Raw genomic sequence first — 24,651 nt, forward strand, 5'->3', positions numbered from 1 at the left:
ATGATTTAAAACTCTAGCTAATATACAATTCTATTATCTTAATAAATAAGAATATTAACTAATATCCCATAAAATCATTAATTAAATTTATACTCAAAAAATAAAGACTGCTGATATGAACGTTCATATCAGCAGTCTTTATTTTTCTTATTTAATTTTCACTACTAATCCTTACTTCATGCTATTTCCTATTAACTTAAGACTTTCTCCTATCTGATTTAATTCTTGAATTACTTGTATTACATTTTGACCATCTTTTTCTGATTTTTTCTTAAGATATATCTCTTTTATCTCTTGCCATCTCTGCTGTTGTTCTTCTGTCATTCTATTACTGATCTCATAGAATTTCAACAAACTTGCTTCTGCTTCAGTTGCCAAAGTCTGAGCATCATTAATATAACTATTCTCTACTAATCCCTTGATTTCATTGTCATTCATAATTGGAACTACTTTTTCTACTATTTTGTTAATATTTCTATAAGAACCTTGTAATTTAAATGGTGGTTCTGTTCTGTATTCATCACTTTGAGATGAGGAATAAATATACTCCATATTTACCTTCAAAATTTCATCTCTTATCTTCAGACAGCTTTCTAATACACTTAAAGCCTCTTCTATTTCTTCCTCAGTATAGCTTCCATTTAAATCAATATCTCCCCTATCTCCAGTATCAATAGCTTGAATCAATTTATAAATATCTCCAGAATCTTTCATATAGATATTATTTAAGTAAGTATTTGAAGTAACAGCATTCTCTATATAACTGAGCTTAAAGGCCTCTTCATTCTCCCTTAACATATCACCTAAGTTATAAACATCAGCTCTATTTGCTAACATATCAGGAATCTTAAACTTATCACCACTTTCAGTATAAGGATTTCCTGCCATTACCACAGCAACCTTCTTACCTCTAAACTCATAGGTCTTACTAACCCCATTATAAACACCTTCAATCTTTCTCTGCCCATCACACAAAGAGATAAACTTCTGCAAAAATTCTGGGTTTGAATGCTGGATATCATCTAAATAAATCATTACATTATTTCCAAGTTCAAAGGCTAAATTTAATTTTTTCAACTCTTCTCTCGCCCCTGCATTTTTAGCTTCTGCTGGATCAAGAGAAGTAACACCATGACCAATTGTTGGACAGTTCACCTTGACTAACATCATACTCAATCTATTAGCAACATACTCCATTAGGGTAGTTTTACCATAACCTGGTGGAGATATCATTAGTAACATCCCCATGTTATCAGTTCTCTTATTCTTTCCTGCTGTACCTATCTGTTTTGCTAAATTATCACCGATTAAAGGTAGATAAACTTGGTCTATTAACTTACTTCTTACAAAGGAGGTTAAGACCTTAGGTTGTAAATCATTAAAATTAATTTTATTTTTTATCTCTTCAATCTTAGCAAATTTTAATTGCTGGAATTTTTGATATTGTGGTATAATCTTATTTTTGAAATTATCTAACTTATGAAGAAAATCTATCAGATTAATTTGATATTTACCATTATCAATCACCTTATGAGTACCTACTAACTTATCTATAATCATTTCTGATTTTTTATTAATTGCTCGTCGATTGGAATAGTCACCTAAGATTAAACTCACTAAGACTTCATAGATATAGTCATTAAACTCTAACTCTTCTTCATATAAGTAAGATTGAACCCATTCATTCACTAAAATATATCTTCCTTCTAAGTCATCACTTAAATTCTCTAAGGATTTTTTGAAGTCTTTTTTTCCTCCCTTTGAGATTAAAAAGTTATCAAAATTCTCATATATCTCTGCTGCTTCTACACTCAATACAAAAGTTTCATTCTGACTTATCTCTTTTGCTAAATATTCAGCAATTTTTTGATTATCATCAGTCTCTATCCAGGGATTTTCATCTACAAAAGATTCTACCTCTTTAGCTAGACTTGGAATAAATCCTTCTATTAAGCCACGTTTAGAATATTTTGAGATCATATTTACAGTCTTTAATCTATTTTGAAGCTTCTCTTTTCTTTCTTGAATTAAGCCAAATTGCCAAAATAAATTGGCTACAGCTCTAACTTTTGGGTTATAAGAAGCTAATTCTAACTCCCAATATATATTAACTAGAGTAGATAATATTTTATACGCATCATGATCATGAACACCTTTAGTATAATACTCATTAGAATGCTCTTGTATATACTCTTTTATAATCCTATTTAAAGTCTGTTCATCTTTTTGATACAACTCTTCTAAAGAATTATTCTCTTGATAATTTTTAAAGATATTATATGCTAAAAACTCTCCTCGATATACTTCTTCATTTTCAGAGATAACTTTCTGGTCCCAAACCTCTTGATAATTGCTAAATTCTTCTGCATCTACCTGCTCCCAAAAGTCGGTACCAGAAATATGAAAATAGAATCCATCCTCTTTTTTAAGTAGACTAAGCTCAGGCTTTTGATTGTTTACAAGGAAATGATTATTCCCAAACTTAATAGTATTCTCATCTAAGAATAGTTCCTTTTTATCCTTTAATTGCTTAATACTCGACTCTTTTAAAGACTTTAACTTATTTTCAATATCATCGGCTTTAGTACTATCACCAAGCTCTATCAACTGTTCTATAATATCTCTTATCTTATCTACCATAGGGCTAGTTGATAATAGTTCATTAATAGAACTTACTTCTTCAAAAGATTTTACCCTGTTTTTCAAACTTTTAAAGATTCTATCGGCAGCATTACTCAAAGAATCTATCTTTTTATTCTTCTTTTCAATTAATTGTTGCTTTTTGGACTCAAAGGTTGAGATTACTTCATCCCTTTTTTCAGTTAACATTACTAAAAATTCATCAAAATCAGAAAATTTACTTTCTAACTCATCAATCTGAACTATTATTTTGGACATATAATCTTCGGTTTTTTCTACATTAGTAGATAAATCTAAATAGTTGGATACAGAATGAGTCAACAAATTCAGCTTGGAATAAAACTCCGCCTCTTTTTCTCTAGCATTCAAATTATCTATCTTATTCTTTAATTTAGATTTACTTTGATTCAAATTGGAAAAAAGCACAGAAATCTTATCGATTATCTCAGAAGTCTTAGTTGCATCTTCAATCTTTAAAGTATTTACTATATTAATTAGCATTTCTAATTCTTCTGATACTTTGACTATCTTTTGATTCAGTTCTTTTCCATCTACAAGCTTTTCAACTGTAGTTAAATTATTCTCTATGGACTTTACCTCTTCAATATAAGGATTTAAGCTTTCATCTTTGAGGAGAAAATTAGTACAATCCAATGATAATTTATCATTCTTCTCTTTTATCTTTTTAGATAGATCTTCAACCTTCTTCTCATCAATAAATTGTAAATCCTTAAGTGCTGAGATCTCTCCTCTGACCTTTCTTATTTTAGTCAGATATTTTACAAAGTCATTGATATTTTCAAAGCTAGTATAGCCAATAGCTTTACTAATATCCTCGACCTTCTCTTTGACCTCATTATAGCTATTAGTTGTATTCTCTTTAATCTTAGTAACCTTATCAAACTCTTTAATCGCAATTGCCCCTGCTTCTTTAATTTTAAGCAGTGACTCTTTTATATTAAAGGCTTCCTTTTTGTCTAGCCAGAAATAATTATTGATAATATTTTCAGCATCTTTTACTATATCTACATATAAACCATAGTAGCTATCATCTTTTTGAGATAAGCTATAAAGCGAATAACAATCAGCCATCAATCTAACTATCTCTTTATTTCCGATATTATATAAGAATTCGTCCTTCTTCTCATCCTTTTCTTCTAATATATCTTTTACAAAGGAAGTCTGCCAAATTTGAATGGTATGATTTCTTTTAGGCTCTTGTCCTGCTTTAAAGATAATCAATTCTCCATTATCAAAATGTGAATATCCATTACAAATTATTGGCGTTTCAATATCTTGATGAATTATATTATAATTATGAATATAGTACTCTCCTGTTACTATATCATAGAAGATATATTGATAGTCTTCACCATTTATAGAAGCTTTTTTATTTTGAAAGACTACATTCTGATAATCTACTTGAAATTTTTTAAAACCTCCTGCTTGTAAAAAGATACCATCAGGAAAGATTATTCCATGGTCTTCTGGCAATAAAACTACTGATTTTGCTATAGAATCTATCCGCTGTACTTCCTTCGTCTTCTCATTAAAGACAATATATCTATAATTCTCTTCTTGGTAGGGTTTTATCTTAAGTAAAATAAGATTTCCTACTATAGAATAGAAGATATCAGCATCATCAAGCTTTTGATCTTTTTGCTCTACTTCTTCTGCATAAATACCTTCTCCAGAATTTGTATTATCCTCTATCTTTAAGGTTAACGTCCCACCAATAGTTTCTACAAATATACGATCTTCAATGGAAATATGGGGATGAAGACCAGCAACCTGGTCTTCTCTTGTAGTTATTTTCCATTCTATTTCTTGTTGGGTAGGATATAAAATCTCATGACTAAACCTATTACCCAAATACTCTATACTTTTATCTTCTTTGATTACCCATTTAAAACTCTTGATATCATCTACCTTATCTCCATTTTGAAAGACCATATAAATAAAATTATCTTTCTCATGAAATTTCGTAAAAAAACTATCTTTATAATATTTATACAACTCTTTAAAATCACTTTTAAATTGCTTATCATTTAATAAAGAATAATCTTCACGAACAAATCTATCGCCATTATAAGTATATATAGAAAATACATCACTCAATTTACTTTCTGACTTTAATCCTAAGTGAACATTATATCCCAAAATAACTTTATTTCCTACTGGGACTATATCTCTAGGGATACAACTATTTTCTGTAACTATAGCTTCACTCTTCTTTAAGGTGTTTTTTATTTCGCCATATATCTCTATTCTCTTTTGATCTAATTTCTCTAATTTTTCTTTTAACTCTTTAGTTCTTTCAGTTAATCTATTTCTAATAACATTGTAAGAAGCAAAATTCTCCTGTTTTTTTTCTTGCTTAACTTCTTCCCCCATATCTATATCTATCCCCTTACCCAATTATTGATTTTATTGGATCATTTTCTACTCCAAGTTCTTTAGCTTTATCTAAGATCTTAGTTATAGCTGTGCTTGGAGTGCCATTAGAATCATCCATATATTTCATTATAGCACTAGAAATTGTAAGGTTCTTTATTGCTTCAGTATCAACATTAAAACTATTGATTAAAGTTTTTAACTGCTTTTGAAAATTATCTATATCTCCATTAAAAAATGTATCCTTTACATCGGTTAAGACATTAGAATTATTAACCAATCTATCAACTTGCTTTCCAGCACTAATTGAATTTATTAGCTTATCAAAGAAGATTGAGTCTCCACCAACGATATCAACATTAGCATTCTTCAATCCGTCTTTCATTATTTCTGCTTGTGCCCTTGCTATCTCTGCTTTAATACCTATCTCTGCTAGTTCTACTTCCTTATCCTTATTTAGTTTTAATTTAAACTCTTCATGCTCTTTTCCTACAGAATCCAACTTTTTCATTGCTTCTGCTTTTCTGTTAATTCCTTCAGCTTCTGCTAATGCCTTTTCTCTAGTTACTTGTGCTTCTGATTCACCTTTAACTTTAATTGCTTTAGCTTCTGCTGCTGCTTGCATCTCTTCAACTTTAGCTTTTGAAGCACCTTCTGCTTCAAAGGCCTCTGCCTGTGCTTTCATTACTCTAGAATCAGAGATTCCTTGTACTGAAGCTTCCTCTGCCTTAGCATCTGCCATAATCTTAATAGACTCAGCCTTCTTATGGGAGGTCTTTAGTTCAGTATCTGCCATTATAACCTCTTTTTCAGCTAATTCTTGAGCACTTTGTTTTTCTGCCTCAGCAAGTTTGATCTTGTCAATTGCCTTAACTTCTGCATCACTTTCAGCCTTTGTAACATTTACCTGCTTATCTCTATTAGCCTGAGCTATCTCTATAGTATCCTTTATCTTCTCTTCTTCCTCTGCTACTGATTTCTCAACCATTACTCTTTCTCTAACTACTTCTTGCATACTCTTCTTCTCTTTTTCTAAATCCTTTTCCTTAGCTATTTTGGCAAGAGAAACTACTTTCTCTCGTTCTGTTCTTTCTATTTCTGTCTCTTTTTGTGCTCTTTCTTGTTGTACAGATTCTGTTCCTTCTTTGGATACTCTAGCAATAATTATCTGTCTATCTTTATTCTCTTCAGCAATTGAAATCTCTTCATCAGTCTTGATTCTTGTTCTTTCTGCTTTTAATCGCTCTTCCTCTTCTACAATTTTTATTTGAGAATTTTCTCTAGATTTCATATTAGCTATTTCTCTCTTTTGCTTCTCTTCTGCTTCAGTCTGCTGTCTTTCCAATTCTAAAACAGCCTCTCTGGCACTTACATCTTGTTTAACAATTGTCTTCTCTTTATTTCTTTTAATTTCATTTGATTTCATTGCCTGAGTTGCAGTTAATTCAATAATCTTTTTAATACCTTCTGAGTCAAGTACATTATTCTCATCTAAATTCTCTACCTTTGTCTGTTCTAAATAATCAATGGCAGCATCATCTAATACATAACCATTAAGATCAGTTCCTATCACTTGAAGAATCTCTTCTTTAAAAGTATCTCTTTCAGTATAAAGTTGCGTAAATTCAAATTTCTTTCCAACTGTTTTTAAAGCTTCTGAAAATTTAGCATCAAAAAATTCCATTAAAGTAGCAGTATCAGATGCTTTTTTAGTTCCTAAAGATTTAGCAACTCTTAGTACATCCTTCTCTGTATGATTTACCCTTACAAAGAAAGCTACCTTGATATCGGCTCGTAAATTATCTTTACATATCAGTCCAGCTTTGCCACTTCTCTCGATCTCTACCTTTTTAATAGATACATCCATCTTCTCCCAATGGTGCAATATCGGAATAATCCAGGTTCCAGTAAAGGAGACCTTTGACCCTCCAATTCCATTCTTTACAATAGCAGTTCCTTGATCTACTTTCTTATAAAATAGTGTTAATAATATAGGAAAGGCTATAAAAATTAAAAAGGCCACTCCTCCAACAACATATAATATCATTTTTAACATTAAACATTCCTCCTTGACACTATATAATTTTTATGTAAAAAAAGCTTATCTCATCTTAATATAAAAGATCTTTAGAGACATAGCTTATATAAACTTTATAAATAAATTCACTTACTTCCCACCAGCTCAAAAAACTCCTTAGCTATTAATAATCTAAAAAATTATAATACCGCCACAGACTAGACCCCAATGTCATAAAGCTATACTGCAATAAAAAAGAACTTAATGTTAATTATCTTAAATTTATGAAAAGTTCCTCTCTCTTAAGAATAAGAGAGAGGTTAGGAGATTTCTTTTATCACGGAGTGGTCGTTAGACCCGTAGAGAGAGTTGTGAGTTTTTAAAACCTCGAACTCTCCCCTTAATCCCCTCTCTTCATCCCAAGCGAGGGGAAAAACATAACCCCTTTCAAAACATTTGTGAATTAATGGTATTGTAAATTGATGACATTGGGCTGAATCCTGTGGCTAATAAATTACTCATAAATAGTTGAACATTTAACTATTTCATCTTTCTATTAAATATTTAACTTCTCTTTTACAATATATAGTTCTTTCCCTTGAACTTTTGATACTACAATTATTTGACTACCCTTCAAAATGTTTTCTCCTAAAGACTTTACATTAATTACAATAGGATATCCATTAACTATAATTTCAGCCTGAGCAATATTTCCAGAATTCAAACTGGACTTCAAAACACAGCTCTGACCAATAATCTTAATATCACTTCTGTCTTCCATAGAGGCAAAAAATCCTTTCAATGGCTCTGTAAGTCCTTTAGTTATAAAAATTGATATTATAAAATTCTGTACAAATATTAAAATCCCCAAAAAGGAGTTTGGAGAAATATTCGTATAATAAACTAACATGGTCAAAGACCATAGTACAAGAAATAAAATAGTACCGTAAAACATAATAGGCACAGCACCAATATTTAAAAATTTTAATATCTTTACAGAATAATATTTTACTGTTCCCAGCTCTGATTTTATTTCTTCAGGATCAATTCCACCATCAAAGTACATATTAGATGAAAAGTCCACCTCTAAGTCTAATTCAAAATCTATAGTATCAAAGGAGAATATGCCCAATATTATTAAGAGCCAGTAGGTTATTACCATAATTAAAAAAATAGAAGGTAGTATATTGATTCCAGTAAAAGCAAATTGAATATATTCCATAATGTCTCCTTTCTATTTAGTGTCAGGCAATTCTTTATTCTTAGGAAATTGTTTTTGACATAGGCTTAAGGATTTATTTTTAAACCTGAAGCTAAAACTCGTAGTGAGTAAATCCACAAGTCTCAATAATTCCTTGTCTTTAAATTTTGAGCTTCGGTCTTTGATTTTAAATTTTTAATTCTAAATCATAAATTGCCCTTATATTCGTATTGATTTATTCGATTTGCCATCTTCTGTAAGTCAGCAATACTTAAATCAAACTCCTTCTTGGCCTGACTTGAAGATGTTTTAACTCTTCCTAATTTTATTTTCATATTATCTATATCTGTCATTGCTTTTTCATTAATAGATAGATATCTATCTATAGAATCTAGTTCGCCTAAAATCATCCCTTTTCTCTTTTGCAAAGATATAAGCTCTTCTCTCATCTCAGTCGTTAAATCTGCTTTGTTTTCCAACATATCGATCCTAAAGTTTATGTAACCTAGATTAACATCTTCTATTGATTGATAAATATTCTTTATCTTTTCTAAATTATCTAAAATATTATAATAAACTTCTTCGGTTACGCTCATAAATCTTTCATAAGTTATCTCTTCTTTATCTAGCTTAATATCTAGGATATTTTTAAACTTTTCAAATTTATCAATTAACCTGAGTAATTGATTTAAAGCCAGCCTAGCACTTTCTTTATAATATTTAGAACTTGTTAAATCACTAAATTGTAATTTTAACTCTTCAATGAACTCTATAATTCCTTTATTGTATGAAATTGAAGCTTCTGATAGCTTTATATCTTCCAAATCCTTTAATGGAGATTTTTCAGTTTTAGCTTTGAACTTTGTTCTATCTAATCTCAAGTTTAAAACTTCGACTAATAACGCTCCTACTATAATTCCAAGTCCAAATTTTTGAAGCGAGTCTGAAAAGAAAATAACTTCTATAGCTATTACAAAAGGGATCAATTTCTTTATGATTTTTTTCTTATCCACCTTTATACTCCTTAATTATTAACTTTCTTATTATCGATCTTATCTTCATCGAGCAGATTTATATTTTTAGCCTTAGCAAAACCTTTAATTTTTTCTTCCCCTGCTGTAATAAGTTCGTTAAACTCTTCTATTGACTCTTTCATCTTTGGTAGAGATTTAAGCCTAAAACTTGTTATTTCATCCATTGCATCATTTATGTCTTTAAAAGCCTCTTTTAATTTATCGGCTTCCAACATAGATGAAGAAGCTTGCTTTTGAATTTCAATTCCCTGTTCTTTTAATTTTTCAGCAGTCCCAGCTATTAAATTATTGGTAGCAGCATTTAAAGCGTTTATCTTATCTAATACAAGTTTCTGATCTGCAAGAGCTTGAGAAACTATTATCGCTATTTCTAAAGCATTTACTGTGACCATCTTTGCTCTATCTATTCCCCTAATTAATTCCTTATTATTCTTCTTTATAATTTCTATCGCAAATATCCCTTGTTGGTTTATAGACTGTTGTTGCTGTAAGTCCATTACCCTTTGTCTTAGAGGGAATTGTATCTCTTCCATTAAAAATTTCCTTTTATCTTCATCTCTTATAGATTCTATTTCTACTGATAACCTTTTATCAATATAATTACCCATTTCTATATATTTACTTAATCTCTTAGTCAAATTATACATATCTTCTTGGTCATAAGTTAAAGTAATATTATCTCTTTTTAATATCCCTTTAGATTTCTCCAAACTTTCTATAATCTTATTAATTATTTCTTCTGAACTCTTATATTTATCAAAGTATTTATTCACTGGATTGAAAATTTTAAATATTCCCTTGCTTCTTTTTGTAAAATCAATATCACTTGGATCTAAATCTTCTACAGTAGACTTTAGTTCTAATAAAGAATTAGCTACTCTTTCTCCATCTGAACTTTTTGCAGAAATACTCTGAACAGATGTCTTTAACTTGGCACTATTTAATGAACTTTCTTTCTGCACATCTATTCCAAGCTTATCAATATTGCTAATCGCTATATCTCTTTCTTCTACTTCTTTATCATTTAGCATTAATAAGCTTTCAATAAAGTCTTCAGATTGCTTTTCAAGTTCAGTTAATTCCTCTTTAGGAACACTATTTTCTTCCTCAATCTTCTCTTTTAGCTCTCTATCCTCTGGTAAAATCAAAGAAAAATCATTACTCATTATTACCCTCCCTATTCTATCCTGATAATTTTTTTCTTATTTCTTAGTCTAAAAATATAAGCAAGTTTGTAATTAAAATCATTTTATTTTAAAATTTTACTTATAATTGCATTTTTAATCTATCATGTAAAATTATAGATGTCAAGCGATTTTATTATTAAAAAATCAGCTCCCAATTTGCATCAAAGCTTTAAATCTCTAATTATTAAATTTTGATAATTTAGTTTGTACCAAGTTAAAATAAGCGTTTTTGTTATTTGTTTGATATTTTATTATTTATATCTTTTAATACTATATATTACAAATCTCTATTCGATTCTTACTTTTATAATTACTAAAAACAAAAATTAATCTTTAAATCATAGAGCTAAATCCCTTATTAATCATCAAAAACCCGACCATTAATGGTCGGGTTCTTTTAACTATATTTTTTAACTCTTTATCAAAATCATCTTATTGCTCTATCATTTCATCTTCATCTAATTTAGGTTTCCATAGTATTTGCAGATAATAACTAATAACTAAGAAGACTACCCCAAATCCAATGAATAATAATATCTTCCAAATTGCTTCTACATTTGCTAAATCTATCATAAACAACTTTCCAACTACCACAAATAAGGTAGCTACTGCTGTACCTATAAACAATCTCTTATCTAATCTAAGCCCAAAAAGTAAGATACTTATCGCATATATTCCCCAAGCTACTGTTACAGATCCTTGCCCATTTGCTAAATGAACAAACTCTTTATAAAGTAATATTAACATACTCAAATAAGAGAAAAATCCATATACCAAGGCTTTAGTCTTATCACTTTCAAAATAAGCATAAATTGCAATACAAAGTATTACTAAAATATCAGCTAAGGCCATTATATTAAGAATTGGTACTCCCAATCTTATTTTAAATATTCTATAAACTACCCAAACAGCTAATATAGCAAAAACAACTTGAGAAGAAAATTTAGCAGTTAAATCTAGACTTCTTTTAGCATCAAAATGTAGTAACAAACCTAGTATTGTCCAAGAGATAATTATATAGCTATAACCATTATGCAGACCTTCAAACTCTCTGTAGAATATTCCTGCTAATAATAAAGCCGATAATAATTTGTAATACTTTAGCTCAATTTCTTTTCCGTATAATTTAATTGTTCCTCCTATAAGAGCTATGACAATTGCCTCTGTAATCACAGCAAAATTCAGTATTGGATAATCAACTAAGTTTAAAAATATCCTAGCAGAAATCCAAAGAGCTAAAGCTCCAAAGACAAAGTCAGCACCTACCTCAAGATCAAAGTTATCTTTTCTTTTAGCAATAATATAAAGAATAGTTGCTTCTATTACCCAAACTAACATTGTATACTCATAACCCCTAATAAAATTAGATAGGAATTGATATGAACAAAGCAAGAATAAAATATGAGATAATAATAAATAGAGATTCTTCATTCTCTTCTCAACAATTTTCTTTCCTACTAGCGCTATACTAACTAAAATAATAAAGTCTGTTAATACTCCAAAGCTAAGAGCAGGTAGATAACCACTTATTCTTGAACTTGCTCTAGCTACTATCCAAATACCTAAAATTGCAAAAACTAAATGGCTAAAATCATTTAAATAATTAAGCTTCTTCTTTTTAGCAATCAAATGTACTATTATTGCTTCAACAGTCCAAGCTAACATAATATAACTATAACCAAAAGTAATTAACCCTCTAAATAACCAAGCTAAAAATAGTAGATTAGCACCTACTAGATAATATCTCTTATCTACAGAGTTTAGCTTCTTAGATATATACACAGCACTTGCTATAATAAGCAGATTAACTATAGAACCTATACTTATGAGTGATAAACTATCCCATCCTAAAGTTATTCTTAATCCTACCCATAAAGCCATTAAAATAAAGGTTAAATGGGCAGTTAACTTCAAATAATTGTAATTTTTAGACTTAGCTATTAAATGGACTATCAAGCCTTCTATTAACCAAGCTAAAAGTACATAATTATAAGCTAAAATTGATAATTCTCTAAATAACCATCCTAAGATCATAACTAAAGCAATTACCCTATAAAGAATTTTTTCTTCTCTCTTTATAATTTTACTTATGCCTAAAGCTGAAGTAATAATTAATAAATCTACTAAAGCGGTCAAATTAAAAACAGGTGTTGTTAGATAATAATAACTAAAGCCTCTTATTAATCTATAACCTAAGATCACTCCTAAAATCATAAATACATAATGAGCACTTAAGGTCATAAATCTATCAGAATCTCGATAAGCCAAAATATGAATAATAACTGCTTCTAAGACCCAAGCAATCATCACATAATTGTAGCCTGGAAGTGCTGATAATTCCCGCCATGCTAAACCAAAAGCAGCTAGATAACTTCCAATCTTATAAAGAGTATTATTTTTGCTTTTAACATTATCTAAGCTGGACATTATAAATCCAACAGCAATGATTATAATATCAGCTAATGACTGCATATTAAAGACGACCATTCCATTAACTGTTTCTGTTATAAACCAGTACCCACGCCATAATAGTAACGCTCCAAAAACTAGATGTGAAGCATTCTTAAGCAGTTTATTATCATACTTTTTCGCAATTATATACTCTGCTAAAGCTTCAGCTGCCCAAGCAATAGCAATTAGGTGATATCCGTTTGGAACTGGTGAAAGTTCACGCCATAATAGAGTTAAGATTGCTAAATGACCAAAGAATAATTTATAGATCTGTGATACCCTTTTATCCTTAATATTTTTAGTAGTAACTAATCCACATATAATAATTACTATATCAACTATGGCTTGAGTATTTAAAATAGGAAGACCTATTAAATCATTCATAGCTAATCTTAATCCTAGCCAAATAGCTACAACTACAAAGATTAAATGAGACATTAAATTCATAATCTTATCTTTAAGTTTAATTGACACTAATATCAATGCTGTTGTTTCTAATGCTAAAGCTGCAATCAAAGTATTCCCCTCTACCAAAATAATCAATGTCATAGTAAGTAATACAAAAGCCATTAGAATATGTACATACTCTAACTTTTCTTTTACTTTAATTTTTTTAAGAATGAAAGCAACTGCCTGATAAACTACACTTCCAGCTAAAGCAATTCCCCCCCACCTTAAGCTACTATTTCCTAAATCCCAAATTCTATAACCAACCTTCCAAAGCTTCATTGAATATAACAATGAGATTAATGGAGTTATAATTACTAATAGATTCACATGCCTATTTACAAAAGCCATCATATCCTCTGAAAGATGATCCTTTAAAAAATCTAAACTAGGTTTAGACCATTTATTTTTATTCTTTGACCATAAAACCTCACGTAATACTGGAATAATCCAATATATAAGCCAAAAGAATACAATTGCTACCTGAACTGCTCTTCTTTCCGCATAACTTATATCACCAATTAAACCTAAAGAGATTAAAGGCCAACCTCCTAATACAGATACCCATAACAATAAAGGCCATCCTTTATATAAGTAGACCAAAGATGTTCCACCTACAATAAAACATAGATATAACATTAAGTTAACTAAGCTTCCCTCTCCACTGTATAATAAAAATGGAGTTCCTACTCCACCAACAAAACCTATTAAAGCTAATACAACCTCTTCTTGCCTAATTGATAGGTAATAAGCATATAATGTTACTGCTAACATAAATACGAAGGCAAGTAAATAAGGAACTATTTCATATAATTGAAAGGCTGCAAAACCACTAGCATATAAGGCCGCAATCCCTCCTCCAATTAGCACCTGCCCAAATCTTGCTCGCTTACTATACACTCTAAGTCCTATAACTTCAAGGGTAATTCCTATTGCCAAGCCTATACCAACCTTAATCTGTGGTGTAACCCATCCCTGATTAAGTGAATACTTAAATAAAAATATAATCCCTAATAATAATAATCCAATCCCTATCTTATTTAACCAATATTCAAAACTAAGCATCTTTTCAAAATCAAATTTTGATCTCTTACTCCAAATAGCTCTATCAAAGGGCTCAATCACCTTTCCTCTTAACATTTCTTTAAACTTTTTCATTCTGTCTGCTCGTTCTTGTTTAACCTCTTCATCAAGTTGATTTAATCTTTGCTCAACACTTGTATCACTTTTAATATTATCGTCTAGATGATTATCCTCTTCTTCTTTTACAGCAAATTGCTTCCAATAATCCTCCTTTGAACTATCTTGGAGATTATTAACTTCTTCCTTTGTCTTAACTATAGTCTGCTCCTCTATATTATCTACTGTAGTATCTGATTCTTCTTCAGTATCAGCCTCTTCTTCTACTTCTATTGCAATACTAGTTTTATCTTCTATACCAGCCGCTGTGACATCTACTTTCTCTTTTTTCTTATCTTCTATAATCTCTTCTTTTATAACTTCTCCTTTTTCTGTTTCATCTACTGCCTTTTGCATTTCTTCATTTTCTAATTCTACCTTTTCCAATTCTTCTCTAACTGAACTTTCTTTTAATAATTGTCCATCAATTTTTTCTTTAAAATTACTAAATTCTATAACTTCACTCTTTAAATATCTAACTTCCTTTCTTAAATTTTTAATCTCATTACTTAAATTAATTAAAATAATTATAAAAATAATAATTAATATAAAAGAAAACACTATCCCCACCCCTTATCTTATTATTAGCTATCTACTTATAACACTCTCTTAAACAACTATATAAGCTGAACTAATAATTTTCATAAAAAATATAACTAAAAAACTTGTTTTGTTACAAATTTAACTAATCTACACGAATAATTTTAAAAAATTAAATTATATATAGAACATAAGAAAGAATTTAAATTTACTTAGAAACAAATTGAAACCCAAGCTTTTTTTGACGCTGATTAAAACCTGATTAAGTTCTGACCTTATTTATTCCGTTAGCTAATAGCCAATAGCTAACATACCTGCGTAAATCACCCAAGAGTACTTCCTCAGTCATTCCTCTCTGGGTTTGGACAGATCCCCCTTCATGAAATTTAAATTTTAGGTATATAAATTAATTCTTCAGTCCTTTATTCGTATTAATTCGTGGCTAAAAATTATTTTAGTAAATACTTATGTTTTAATGAAATTTTTTAAATTCAATCTATATAATAAGAAAAGTCAAATCAATCTATAACTTTAATTCATCAAAATAAGCTAATTACTGAAATATAACGGAAGTTAAAATTTTACAATTAAAATTATAGCAATTATTTCATCAAAAATCAATTTTATCTTATGTGATTATAAATTGTAATATGATGATTAAAAAAGATATTGCGACAATTTTAGCTTCTGGCTGTTGGCTACTAACCGCTGGCTTAGAGCTTATAAAAACAATACTAATAGCTAGAGGCTAACAGCTATAAGCTAGTGGCCAAAGTATCTCTTTATACTCAAAATATAACTCTCTTATTGACTCAAAAATCATTTTGAATAATTTGACAATACGATATTATACATGTATAATATATAACAAGTAGAATATAAATTAAAGGAGTGATACTTATCTCTTTAAAACATGGAATCTTAGGATTATTATCCTACAATGATATGACAGGATATGATTTGAGTAAATACTTTGATCAATCTCTTCAATTCTTCTGGAGTGCACAAAAAAGCCAGATCTATCGAGATCTTGGTAACCTTGAAGAAAAAGAATTTGTAGTATCCAAAATAGTCCATCAAGAAGGTAAACCAGATAAAAAGCTTTATTCAATCACTAAAAATGGAGAAGAAGAATTAGTCAATTGGATTAATCAATATTCTTTTGAAGATTCAATGAAAATCAGAGATTCTTTTTTGATGAGAATATTTTTCAGCGCTAAAGGAAATAACCAAAATTTAAAAATAGCATTACAGGAATATATTCAACAGCATCAAATCTATCTAGATAACTTAGATAATATAAAAAAGAAGTATATTAAAGAAGATTATCTAGGAGATAGTAATGACTATATTTATTGGGCGATGAGTATAAAAAAAGGATACTATAACTTTAAAGCCAATATTGAATGGGCTAATGATATTTTAGAGATGTTAGATAACTTATAGGAGGTGGATAATTTGGAGAATATATTAATCTTAAATGGTAGTCCACGAGGAAAGAAAGGTAACACAGCTAAGTTAGTTGATAATTTTATTACAGGTCTTAAAGAAGAGAGTTCTAATCTTATTATTGAAAATATTGAATTATACAAGAAGAATATCAATTCTTGTACAGGATGCTTTTCTTGCTGGAATAAGACTCCTGGTAAATGTATTTTTAATGATGATATGAAAGATCTAATTTCTAGTTATGTTAATGCAGATTTGGTAATTTGGGCTACCCCACTTTATCATTTCGGAATGACTTCTATAATGAAAAGGTTCACTGAAAGAACCTTGCCAATTAATAAACCAGATATAGTGAAATATGATGAAACTTATACCCACCCTCAAAGATATGATATGAATAATAAAAAAAATATACTAATATCTACTGCTGGTTTTCCTGAAGCTCATAACTTTGAAGTATTAATAGATCAGCTAAACAAAATAACTGGAGGCAAAGTTAGTGAAAGTATTCTAACTGTCATGGGGGAACTATTATCAGTCAAAGCCTTAGAAAACAGAATATCCTGGTATTTAGATGCTGTTCAGCAAGCAGGTAAAGAATTTATATCACAAGGCTCCTTAAACAAAAAAACAAAAGATCTTTTGAAAAAAGAATTAGTTCCTATCGACGATTTTGTTGAAATGGCTAATTTAACTCAGAAAACAGAAGAAAAAATCACAACAGAAAAATCACAAAAAGGATATAATCTATTAAAGTTGATGGGCCATAGCTTTGTTCCCAATAATGCAAATGGCATTGATGCTATTTTAGAGATGGAATTTACAGACTTGAATGAAAGCAACCACTTTATTATTAAAGATAACAGCTGTCAACTAAAAAAGGGGCCTAGTAATAACTTTAGTGCTAAGATCATTACAGGCTATGAGATTTGGCAAAAGATTTCTCAAGGAGACTTAGATGGACCTCAAGCAATGATGGATGGACTTTATAAAATAGAAGGAGATTTTGATTTGATTCAAAAATTAGACAGAATCTTTGGTTCATCTAAGGGAAAACAAGATAATAAAAATCAAAAAATAAATATAGATTCCCGATTAGTTGGTCAAAAAGCAATGGGAATCTCCTTTATTCCTTGGGTCTTCTCTTGGATCTTCATTGAATCAAATCTCTTAGCAGGAGTTTTATTACCTCTATTACTTAGTTTAGGACTGGTTGCTATCAAAAAGAAAAAATATGAGCTTACTTATTTTGAAAAAATGAACACTCTATATTTCTCAATCTTATCCATTATTAGTCTTTTTGATTATCAGCTATTAAGTAATATAGGCATTGAGCTTAACTACTTTGCAGTAGCTTCAATCTGGGGTCTATCAGTCTTATTTAACACTGCTTTGACCAGCGATTATTCAAAGTATGACTATGAAGAAGATCTAGAAGATAATCCTATATTTATTAAAACCAATGATATTCTAACTCTATTTTGGGCATTAATGTTTGTTGGTCAAGGTGTAGCTATGATTATTTTAAAGAATTATAGCTATTTAAAATACTCTCCACTACTATATATATTAATTTTAGTAGCCATTAAATTTACTAATTACTTTTCCAAGAAATATCCTGAATATATTGCAAAAGGAAAGCTTAAAAAAAATATCTTCTCCTCTTAATTCTACAATAGAAGAATGAACAGATATAAAATAGCATAAGAAAGATTTCAACAATTCTTCAAGAAACGATAGTAATAAAGTATAACCTGAAGGTCTTCCTAAAGGATAACCTTACTAAAGTATGACCCAAAGAACAGTCCTTAATACTACTTCAATCTTGCGCAATTAAAATTGGAGAATCAGTGTTAAAAACACTATGCTTTGATTAAAATTGGAGGTGATTTTATGAAAAGAGCTAGTAGTAGCTTATATTTATTAATTATATTAATTCTTTTGTTAATTGGAGTGTTAGAGGTTAATGCTATGAGCAAAAAAACTTATGCTAAGTCTACTTTAAAAATTAAGGTAGCTAATGGCAAAGATTTCAGTGTAGTAGGAAATGTTAAGATCGTTGATGACTTTCAAATGACTCCGCTAGATAGAAAGAGAAGAATCTGGATATACCTGCCACCTGATTATAATCAAAGTAATAAAAGATATCCTGTTCTTTATATGCATGATGGTCAAAAGGTCTTTGATATGCCTGTAGGACATCGTGTAGAATGGGAGGTAGATGAAAGTCTGGAGAGATTATTTAACGAGAATAAGACTGATGGAGTAATCGTAGTAGCAGTAGAGCACGGAGGGGAAAGCGGGAATTATTATAGATATCGTGAATACGCTCCTTGGAGCATTTATAATAGTCAAGGAGAAGCTCCTCCAGTAGAGGCAGATGATTATGTAGAGTTTATCGTTAGTAAATTAAAACCTTATATCGATAACAATTATAGAACATTGAAAGAACGTGAGCATACTGGAATCGCTGGTTCTTCTTTAGGAGGATTGATCTCTTTATATGCAGGGCTTAAATATCCAAATGTATTCTCTAAAATAGGTGCTTTTTCCCCATCTTTATGGGTTGGTTATAATGAGTCTAGTAAAGGAAATGGAATGATCTTTGATTGGATACAAACTAGAGAAATACAAGAAGAGATGAAGATATATCTCTATGTGGGGGGACAAGAAGTTGGTGGTAATTTAGAACAAAGCAAGTTCTTTAGGAATAATGTAGTTTCCTTTTATAATTTGTTACAACAGATAGGTTTTAAGAAAGATGATTTAAAGCTAGTAATAGATGAAGAGGGCAATCATTATGAAAACTACTGGGCAAAATATTTTCCAAAAGCCTATCTCTGGTTATTTGAATAGTTAAATTCATCATCTAAATTGCAGGTTGGTATTTTAGCTGCTAAATTACACTTTAATTTAAAAATAAGTAATTGGTGCTAACCATAACTATAGTTAGCGACTTTGGATGAAGTCTTTAAAATTATAAACAAAAGAAATGCATATTATCCTAAAGATTATAAATATAAAAGTAGCATTTTAGGTCAAGTTATAGGGGATATCGAAATAGTAGGTAAAAATAATGGAACTTAAACAGAATTATGTCTAAAGAAAGGAAGAGGCTCTAGCTAGAGCCTCTTCCTTTCTTTAAACTAATTTTTCAGCTCACCATCAATACTAATTGTAACAATTTCTACTTCTAAATCTGATTCAGCTTTTCTAACTGCTTCTTCTGCAATTCTTACCATTCCACCACAGCAAGGAACTTCCATCCGAGCCACAGTAATACTATTTAAATCATTATTTGCAATAATAGAGGTTAATTTATTTACATAAGCCTGCCCATCATCTAGCTTCGGACAGCCCATTGCTACTGCTTTTCCTTTTAATAATTTCTGATGATAATTTGCATAAGCAATTGGAACACAATCAGCGGTAATTAATAAATCGGCATTTTTAAAATATGGAGCCATTGGAGGTACTAAGTGAATTTGAACTGGCCATTGTTGTAATTCAGATTGAATTTCTACATTATTATTATCCTTTGAATCTTTATCCATAACCTTCATTTGCTTACCTGGACATCCACCCTTAGCCTTCTTCATTACTCTCATTCTACTTCCTGGACAGCCTCCACTACTATGATTTGAAGATGAATCAGAATTATTAGCTTCATGCTCTTTTTGGGCTTCCATCATTTCTTCTACTGCCTCTTCACCTCTTAAACTTCTAACATGTTCTGCCGTTGCATCTAAGTCAAACTCTTTAGCTTCCCGTTCTGTAATAACTAAAGCACCTGTTGGACATTCACCTATACAATCACCAAAGCCATCACAAAAACTCTCATTTACCAACTTTGCCTTACCATTCACAATCTGTAATGCTCCTTCATGACAACCTGTTACACATAAACCACAACCATTACATTTATCTTCATCAATTTCAATAATCTGTCTTGTAGCCATATTAATCTCCTCCTTAAAAATTCAATTTATCCTAAACTATTTTATATAAAATTGCATTTGTTATCAATAAACTCTTAACTTAATTAAATTATAATCCTTTTCTAATCTTACTTCTGTGAAGAGTATCACATAGAGTAAATTTGATTAATTTTAAATTTTAATTGTGGTTATAATAGTTATATATTTAGCTAAACAAAGGAGGTAATTGTAGTGAAGAAGAAGGTATATCTTGAAAATATAGAATCAGAAGAAGATTTAGATCTAATTAAAGGGAATTTAAAAGAAATAGATGAAATTAAATTTGTTAATGTAGATGCTAAAGATAATAGCATCACTGCTACACTAAAAAAGCAGATTACTGATCAAAAGATTAAAGAAGGAATCAAGACTGTTAGTGACTGTCATGTAGAAAAAATTTATGATTTAGACTGAAATAACCTAACTAAGGATTAGCTAATCCTTAGTTAGGTTATTTTTATTTTAATTTATAATTTATCTCTTAGCTCTTCTATTTCATCTCTAATTTGGGCTGCTAACTCGAACTACAAGTTTGCCCTACGAGTCTTAAAAATCCAAGACTCTTCGTAAGAGTTCAATCATCATAGTTTAGTGCGTAACTCCTCAATCTCGTCCCTTATCTGAGCTGCCAGTTCAAACTCAAGGTTCTTCCTACGAGTTTTTAAAATACGAAAAACTCTCCGTGACTATTAAGTTTACAACTTATTTCTTAATTCTTTAATTTCATCGCGAATCTGTGCCGCTAACTCAAATTCTAAATTCGCCCTACGAGTCTTAAAAATCCAAGACTCTTCGTAAGAGTTCAATCATCATAGTTTAGTGCGTAATTCTTCAATCTCGTCTCTAATCTGAGCTGCAAGTTCAAACTCCAAATCCTTCGCTGCTTCTTCCATCTCTTCTTCTAATTCTGCTATCTCCCTTAAAATCTCTGCTTCTGACATCTCTTCTAGCTCTTCTTCATCTAGCTTGTAATCTTCTCTACTTTCAACTACCATATCAACTGGACGAAGTACCTCTCTAACCTTCTTCTTAATAGTCTGAGGAATAATATTATGTTCTTCATTAAAATCCATCTGTAACTGACGACGACGGTTAGTCTCTCCAATAGCTTCTTTCATTGAATCGGTCATCTTATCAGCATACATAATCACTCTACCATTAGCATTACGAGCAGCTCGTCCAATTGTTTGAACCAAAGATGAAGTTGAACGTAAAAAACCTTCTTTATCTGCATCTAAAATAGCGACTAAAGACACTTCAGGAATATCTAATCCTTCTCTCAATAGATTAATACCCACCAAAACATCAAATTTACCTAAACGTAAATCTCTAATAATCTCTAATCTTTCAATAGTATCTATATCTGAATGAAGATATCTAACTTTAATTCCTGACTTTTCTAAATAATCTGTTAGATCCTCTGCCATTCTTTTAGTTAAGGTTGTAATTAATACCCTTTCATTTCTAGTAATTACTTGATTAATCTCACCTAGCAAGTTATCAATTTGATTTTTAATAGGTCTTACCTCTATCTCTGGATCAATCAAACCAGTTGGACGAACAATCTGTTCTACAACCTGCTTACTTCTTTGAAGCTCATAATCTGCTGGTGTAGCAGAAATATATACAACTTGGTTAATCAAGCTTTCAAATTCATTGAATTTTAAAGGGCGATTGTCTAAAGCAGAAGCTAAGCGAAAACCATACTCTACCAATCTTTCTTTTCTAGATCTATCCCCTGCATACATCCCTCCAATTTGAGGAACAGTTTTATGAGATTCATCAATGACTAATAAAAAATCATCAGGAAAATAATCAAGTAAAGTTTGTGGTCTAGAACCAGAAGCCCTTCCTTCTAAATGTCGAGAATAATTCTCTATCCCAGAACAGAACCCTACTTCTGACATCATCTCCATATCATACTTAGTTCTTTCTTCTAATCTTTGAGCTTCTAATAACTTCCCTTCACTTCTTAACTCTTCTAACCTCTCTCCTAACTCTCTTTCAATTTCTTCCAAAGCACGTTCAATCTTATCTTCTGGAGTAACAAAGTGGCTAGCAGGATAAATTGTCAATTCACCTAAATTACCTAAAATTTCACCTGTCAAAGTATTAATCTCTTTAATTTGATCAATCTCATCTCCAAATAATTCAACTCGATATGCCTTATCTTCATACGCTGGAATAATTTCTATAACATCACCTTTCACCCTAAAAGTCCCTCGGGCAAAATCAATCTCATTTCTTTTATATTGAATCCCTACCAACTCACGAATTATATCACTTCGATCTTTAATCATTCCTCTTTCTAAATAACAGGTCAAATCTAAATAATCAGCTGGATTACCCAATCCATAAATACAGGAGACACTAGCTACAATAATTACATCATCACGCTCAAATAAAGAACTAGTTGCCGATAATCTCATCTTATCAACCTCTTCATTAATTGAAGCATCCTTTTCTATATAAGTGTCTGTTTGTGGTACATAGGCTTCTGGTTGATAATAGTCATAATAACTAACAAAGTATCCCACTTTATTTTCAGGGAAGAACTCCTTAAATTCACTACATAATTGTGCAGCCAAAGTCTTATTATGGGCTATAACTAAGGTAGGCTTTTTTACTTCCTCGATTACATTTGCTATAGTAAATGTCTTTCCTGAACCAGTTACCCCTAATAATGTCTGTTCCTTCATTCCTTCCTCCATGCCTGAAACTAATTTTTCAATTGCTTTAGGTTGGTCGCCTTTAGGAGAATACTCTGAAACCAGCTTAAAATTAGGCATAATTTATTTTCACCTCACCTTTTTATAATATAAAATTTAGTTTATTTAGGAGTTAGGTGTTAGGCTCTAGGTTCTAGTAAAACATAATACCTAACACCAGAAAATATTACAATATATTATTATAACCGAAAAAGCACCCACAAAAGCAGGTGCTTAGTAAATCTAAACTAAATTCAAAATCTATTCAAGCAAATCTGACACATATACCATCTTAACTCCCATATCTTCAATAGTAGGAATTAATTCTTGAATAGCTAAAGCAGTATTAGATCTAACATGTCCAATTATTACTAACTCTTTCTTTTCTAAGGCTATTTTAGCTAAACGAAGTATCATCTTCTTAACTTCCTCTTTTTTATCAATATTATCAATAAATAAATAATTTAATGTAGTTGGAACACCATATTCTTTAGCAGTTTCAAAGCCTACAGACTTCTGTGAAGTACTACTATCTAGATAGAAAAGATCTCTTTTCTTTAATACCTCTATTATAGCCTTCATTACATGGCTATCAGCAGAAGCTTTAGATCCCATATGATGATTTGCACCCACTACTTCTACTAAACTATCTAAGTTTTTCTCAAATACCTCTTTAATCTGCTTAGAATCCATCTTGCTATAAATAGCACCCTTACCTGGATCTACTTCTGGATTAGTAGGCTCTAATGGTTGATGTAAGATCAATTCATGATCTGACTCTCTAATCAATCTAGCATCCTTGTCTGAATATGGTCTAAAAGGTAAAACTGCCATAGTCAAAGGTCTTTCAATACTTAACATTTCTTCTGTTCCCTGCCTATTAAAGCCCCAATCATCAATTACAATTGCTAATTTAGCTTTTGGTTCTGGCTGAATAAATTCAAGATGATGAGTCTTAAATTCTGCGCTATTAGATTGTGCTTTAAATGCAATATCTATAACCAACCTTTGCTCTGATTCATCTTGACTCCAATCAGCTTTAACTATTGGAAAGTTTTGATCTAGCTTATTAATTAGTTCATCCTTCAGACTAGATAAGAGTCTAATATTTGTATCAAAAAGAGGAACTTCTAACTTACGATAGTTATATCTCCAAGTAAATTTATAATCTTCTCTCTGAACTTCTTTATCCTTTTGTGATGATTCTGATATCAGTATCTCTTTATCTAGATTAAATTCTTTTAAAATAGAATCTAATTTATTATCAAATTGATTGCTAAGTTTACTATAATCTACCTTTATACTCTCTAGTTCTGTATCTTGATTAGATGTTGTTGGTTGACTATCTTGAGAACATGCTGACAATAACAACAATAGAAGCATAGAAAGTAAAATAGTCAATAACTTATCTATATCCATCGCTATTA

The 24,651-nt window shown here is 30.3% G+C and carries 15 protein-coding genes and 1 pseudogene; 4 read left to right on the forward strand and 12 right to left on the reverse strand.

Annotated features, from left to right (window positions below):
- Window positions 1–171: 171 nt before the first annotated feature.
- The 6 genes from OREMA_RS0103870 to OREMA_RS0103895 form a co-directional block, all read right to left on the reverse strand.
- Entirely contained in the window at window positions 172–5,034 is a 4,863-nt protein-coding gene (locus OREMA_RS0103870; protein ID WP_026188901.1) for a DNA repair ATPase, read from the reverse strand.
- 16 nt (window positions 5,035–5,050) lie between these two features.
- Window positions 5,051–7,090, reverse strand: coding sequence for a flotillin family protein (locus tag OREMA_RS0103875; RefSeq protein WP_018247971.1), 2,040 nt, complete (start codon window positions 7,088–7,090; stop codon window positions 5,051–5,053).
- A 517-nt stretch (window positions 7,091–7,607) separates the two neighbouring features.
- Window positions 7,608–8,273: a hypothetical protein gene (locus tag OREMA_RS0103880; RefSeq protein WP_018247972.1), complete on the reverse strand. Its 666-nt coding sequence runs from the start codon at window positions 8,271–8,273 to the stop codon at window positions 7,608–7,610.
- A 185-nt stretch (window positions 8,274–8,458) separates the two neighbouring features.
- Window positions 8,459–9,265: a hypothetical protein gene (locus OREMA_RS0103885; protein ID WP_018247973.1), complete on the reverse strand. Its 807-nt coding sequence runs from the start codon at window positions 9,263–9,265 to the stop codon at window positions 8,459–8,461.
- Between the two features lie 11 nt (window positions 9,266–9,276).
- Window positions 9,277–10,452: a toxic anion resistance protein gene (locus OREMA_RS17130; RefSeq protein ID WP_018247974.1), complete on the reverse strand. Its 1,176-nt coding sequence runs from the start codon at window positions 10,450–10,452 to the stop codon at window positions 9,277–9,279.
- 453 nt (window positions 10,453–10,905) lie between these two features.
- Window positions 10,906–15,111 carry a DUF2339 domain-containing protein gene (locus OREMA_RS0103895; protein ID WP_018247975.1) on the reverse strand — a complete coding sequence of 1,402 codons (4,206 nt, stop codon included), beginning with the start codon at window positions 15,109–15,111 and terminating at the stop codon, window positions 10,906–10,908.
- An 870-nt stretch (window positions 15,112–15,981) separates the two neighbouring features.
- Between OREMA_RS0103895 and OREMA_RS0103900 the strand changes: the two genes are divergently transcribed.
- The 3 genes from OREMA_RS0103900 (at window position 15,982) to OREMA_RS0103910 (ending at window position 19,395) form a co-directional block, all read left to right on the forward strand.
- Window positions 15,982–16,536: a PadR family transcriptional regulator gene (locus OREMA_RS0103900; protein WP_157279991.1), complete on the forward strand. Its 555-nt coding sequence runs from the start codon at window positions 15,982–15,984 to the stop codon at window positions 16,534–16,536.
- A gap of 12 nt (window positions 16,537–16,548) precedes the next feature.
- Window positions 16,549–18,207, forward strand: a complete 1,659-nt coding sequence (locus OREMA_RS0103905; RefSeq protein ID WP_018247977.1) for an NAD(P)H-dependent oxidoreductase — start codon at window positions 16,549–16,551, stop codon at window positions 18,205–18,207.
- 225 nt (window positions 18,208–18,432) lie between these two features.
- Complete coding sequence (locus tag OREMA_RS0103910) at window positions 18,433–19,395, forward strand: alpha/beta hydrolase (protein ID WP_018247978.1); 963 nt, start codon at window positions 18,433–18,435, stop codon at window positions 19,393–19,395.
- Window positions 19,396–19,685: 290 nt separating this feature from the next.
- On the opposite strand, the gene OREMA_RS0103915 is transcribed toward OREMA_RS0103910, so the two are convergent.
- Window positions 19,686–20,498, reverse strand: a complete 813-nt coding sequence (locus tag OREMA_RS0103915) for an ATP-binding protein (protein WP_018247979.1) — start codon at window positions 20,496–20,498, stop codon at window positions 19,686–19,688.
- A 210-nt stretch (window positions 20,499–20,708) separates the two neighbouring features.
- On the opposite strand from OREMA_RS0103915, the gene OREMA_RS0103920 reads away from it, so the two are divergent.
- A complete protein-coding gene (locus OREMA_RS0103920; protein WP_018247980.1) occupies window positions 20,709–20,930 on the forward strand; it encodes a hypothetical protein in 222 nt (73 codons plus the stop codon).
- A gap of 53 nt (window positions 20,931–20,983) precedes the next feature.
- Here OREMA_RS0103920 and OREMA_RS19395 read toward each other — a convergent pair.
- The 5 genes and pseudogenes from OREMA_RS19395 to OREMA_RS0103930 all read right to left on the reverse strand — a co-directional run.
- A pseudogene (locus OREMA_RS19395) lies at window positions 20,984–21,040 on the reverse strand (UvrB/UvrC motif-containing protein); the annotation flags it as partial.
- 57 nt (window positions 21,041–21,097) lie between these two features.
- Window positions 21,098–21,184 carry a UvrB/UvrC motif-containing protein gene (locus OREMA_RS19400; protein ID WP_083900073.1) on the reverse strand — a complete coding sequence of 29 codons (87 nt, stop codon included), beginning with the start codon at window positions 21,182–21,184 and terminating at the stop codon, window positions 21,098–21,100.
- A gap of 27 nt (window positions 21,185–21,211) precedes the next feature.
- Complete coding sequence (locus OREMA_RS19405) at window positions 21,212–21,322, reverse strand: UvrB/UvrC motif-containing protein (protein ID WP_083900060.1); 111 nt, start codon at window positions 21,320–21,322, stop codon at window positions 21,212–21,214.
- A gap of 3 nt (window positions 21,323–21,325) precedes the next feature.
- Window positions 21,326–23,305 carry an excinuclease ABC subunit UvrB gene (uvrB, locus tag OREMA_RS0103925; protein ID WP_018247981.1) on the reverse strand — a complete coding sequence of 660 codons (1,980 nt, stop codon included), beginning with the start codon at window positions 23,303–23,305 and terminating at the stop codon, window positions 21,326–21,328.
- 180 nt (window positions 23,306–23,485) lie between these two features.
- Complete coding sequence (locus OREMA_RS0103930) at window positions 23,486–24,643, reverse strand: divergent polysaccharide deacetylase family protein (protein ID WP_018247982.1); 1,158 nt, start codon at window positions 24,641–24,643, stop codon at window positions 23,486–23,488.
- Window positions 24,644–24,651 lie beyond the last annotated feature (8 nt).

This window comes from Orenia marismortui DSM 5156 (genome assembly GCF_000379025.1).
Classification (GTDB): Bacteria; Bacillota; Halanaerobiia; order Halobacteroidales; family Halobacteroidaceae; genus Orenia; species Orenia marismortui.

What these genes read in the sequence shown, in the direction of transcription:
- OREMA_RS0103870 (WP_026188901.1), bottom strand. Translation starts at nt 5,034, where the DNA reads ATGGGGGAAGAAGTTAAGCAAGAAAAAAAACAGGAGAATTTTGCTTCT.
- OREMA_RS0103875 (WP_018247971.1), bottom strand. Translation starts at nt 7,090, where the DNA reads ATGTTAAAAATGATATTATATGTTGTTGGAGGAGTGGCCTTTTTAATT.
- OREMA_RS0103880 (WP_018247972.1), bottom strand. Translation starts at nt 8,273, where the DNA reads ATGGAATATATTCAATTTGCTTTTACTGGAATCAATATACTACCTTCT.
- OREMA_RS17130 (WP_018247974.1), bottom strand. Translation starts at nt 10,452, where the DNA reads ATGAGTAATGATTTTTCTTTGATTTTACCAGAGGATAGAGAGCTAAAA.
- OREMA_RS0103910 (WP_018247978.1), top strand. Translation starts at nt 18,433, where the DNA reads ATGAAAAGAGCTAGTAGTAGCTTATATTTATTAATTATATTAATTCTT.
- OREMA_RS0103915 (WP_018247979.1), bottom strand. Translation starts at nt 20,498, where the DNA reads ATGGCTACAAGACAGATTATTGAAATTGATGAAGATAAATGTAATGGT.
- uvrB (WP_018247981.1), bottom strand. Translation starts at nt 23,305, where the DNA reads ATGCCTAATTTTAAGCTGGTTTCAGAGTATTCTCCTAAAGGCGACCAA.
- OREMA_RS0103930 (WP_018247982.1), bottom strand. Translation starts at nt 24,643, where the DNA reads ATGGATATAGATAAGTTATTGACTATTTTACTTTCTATGCTTCTATTG.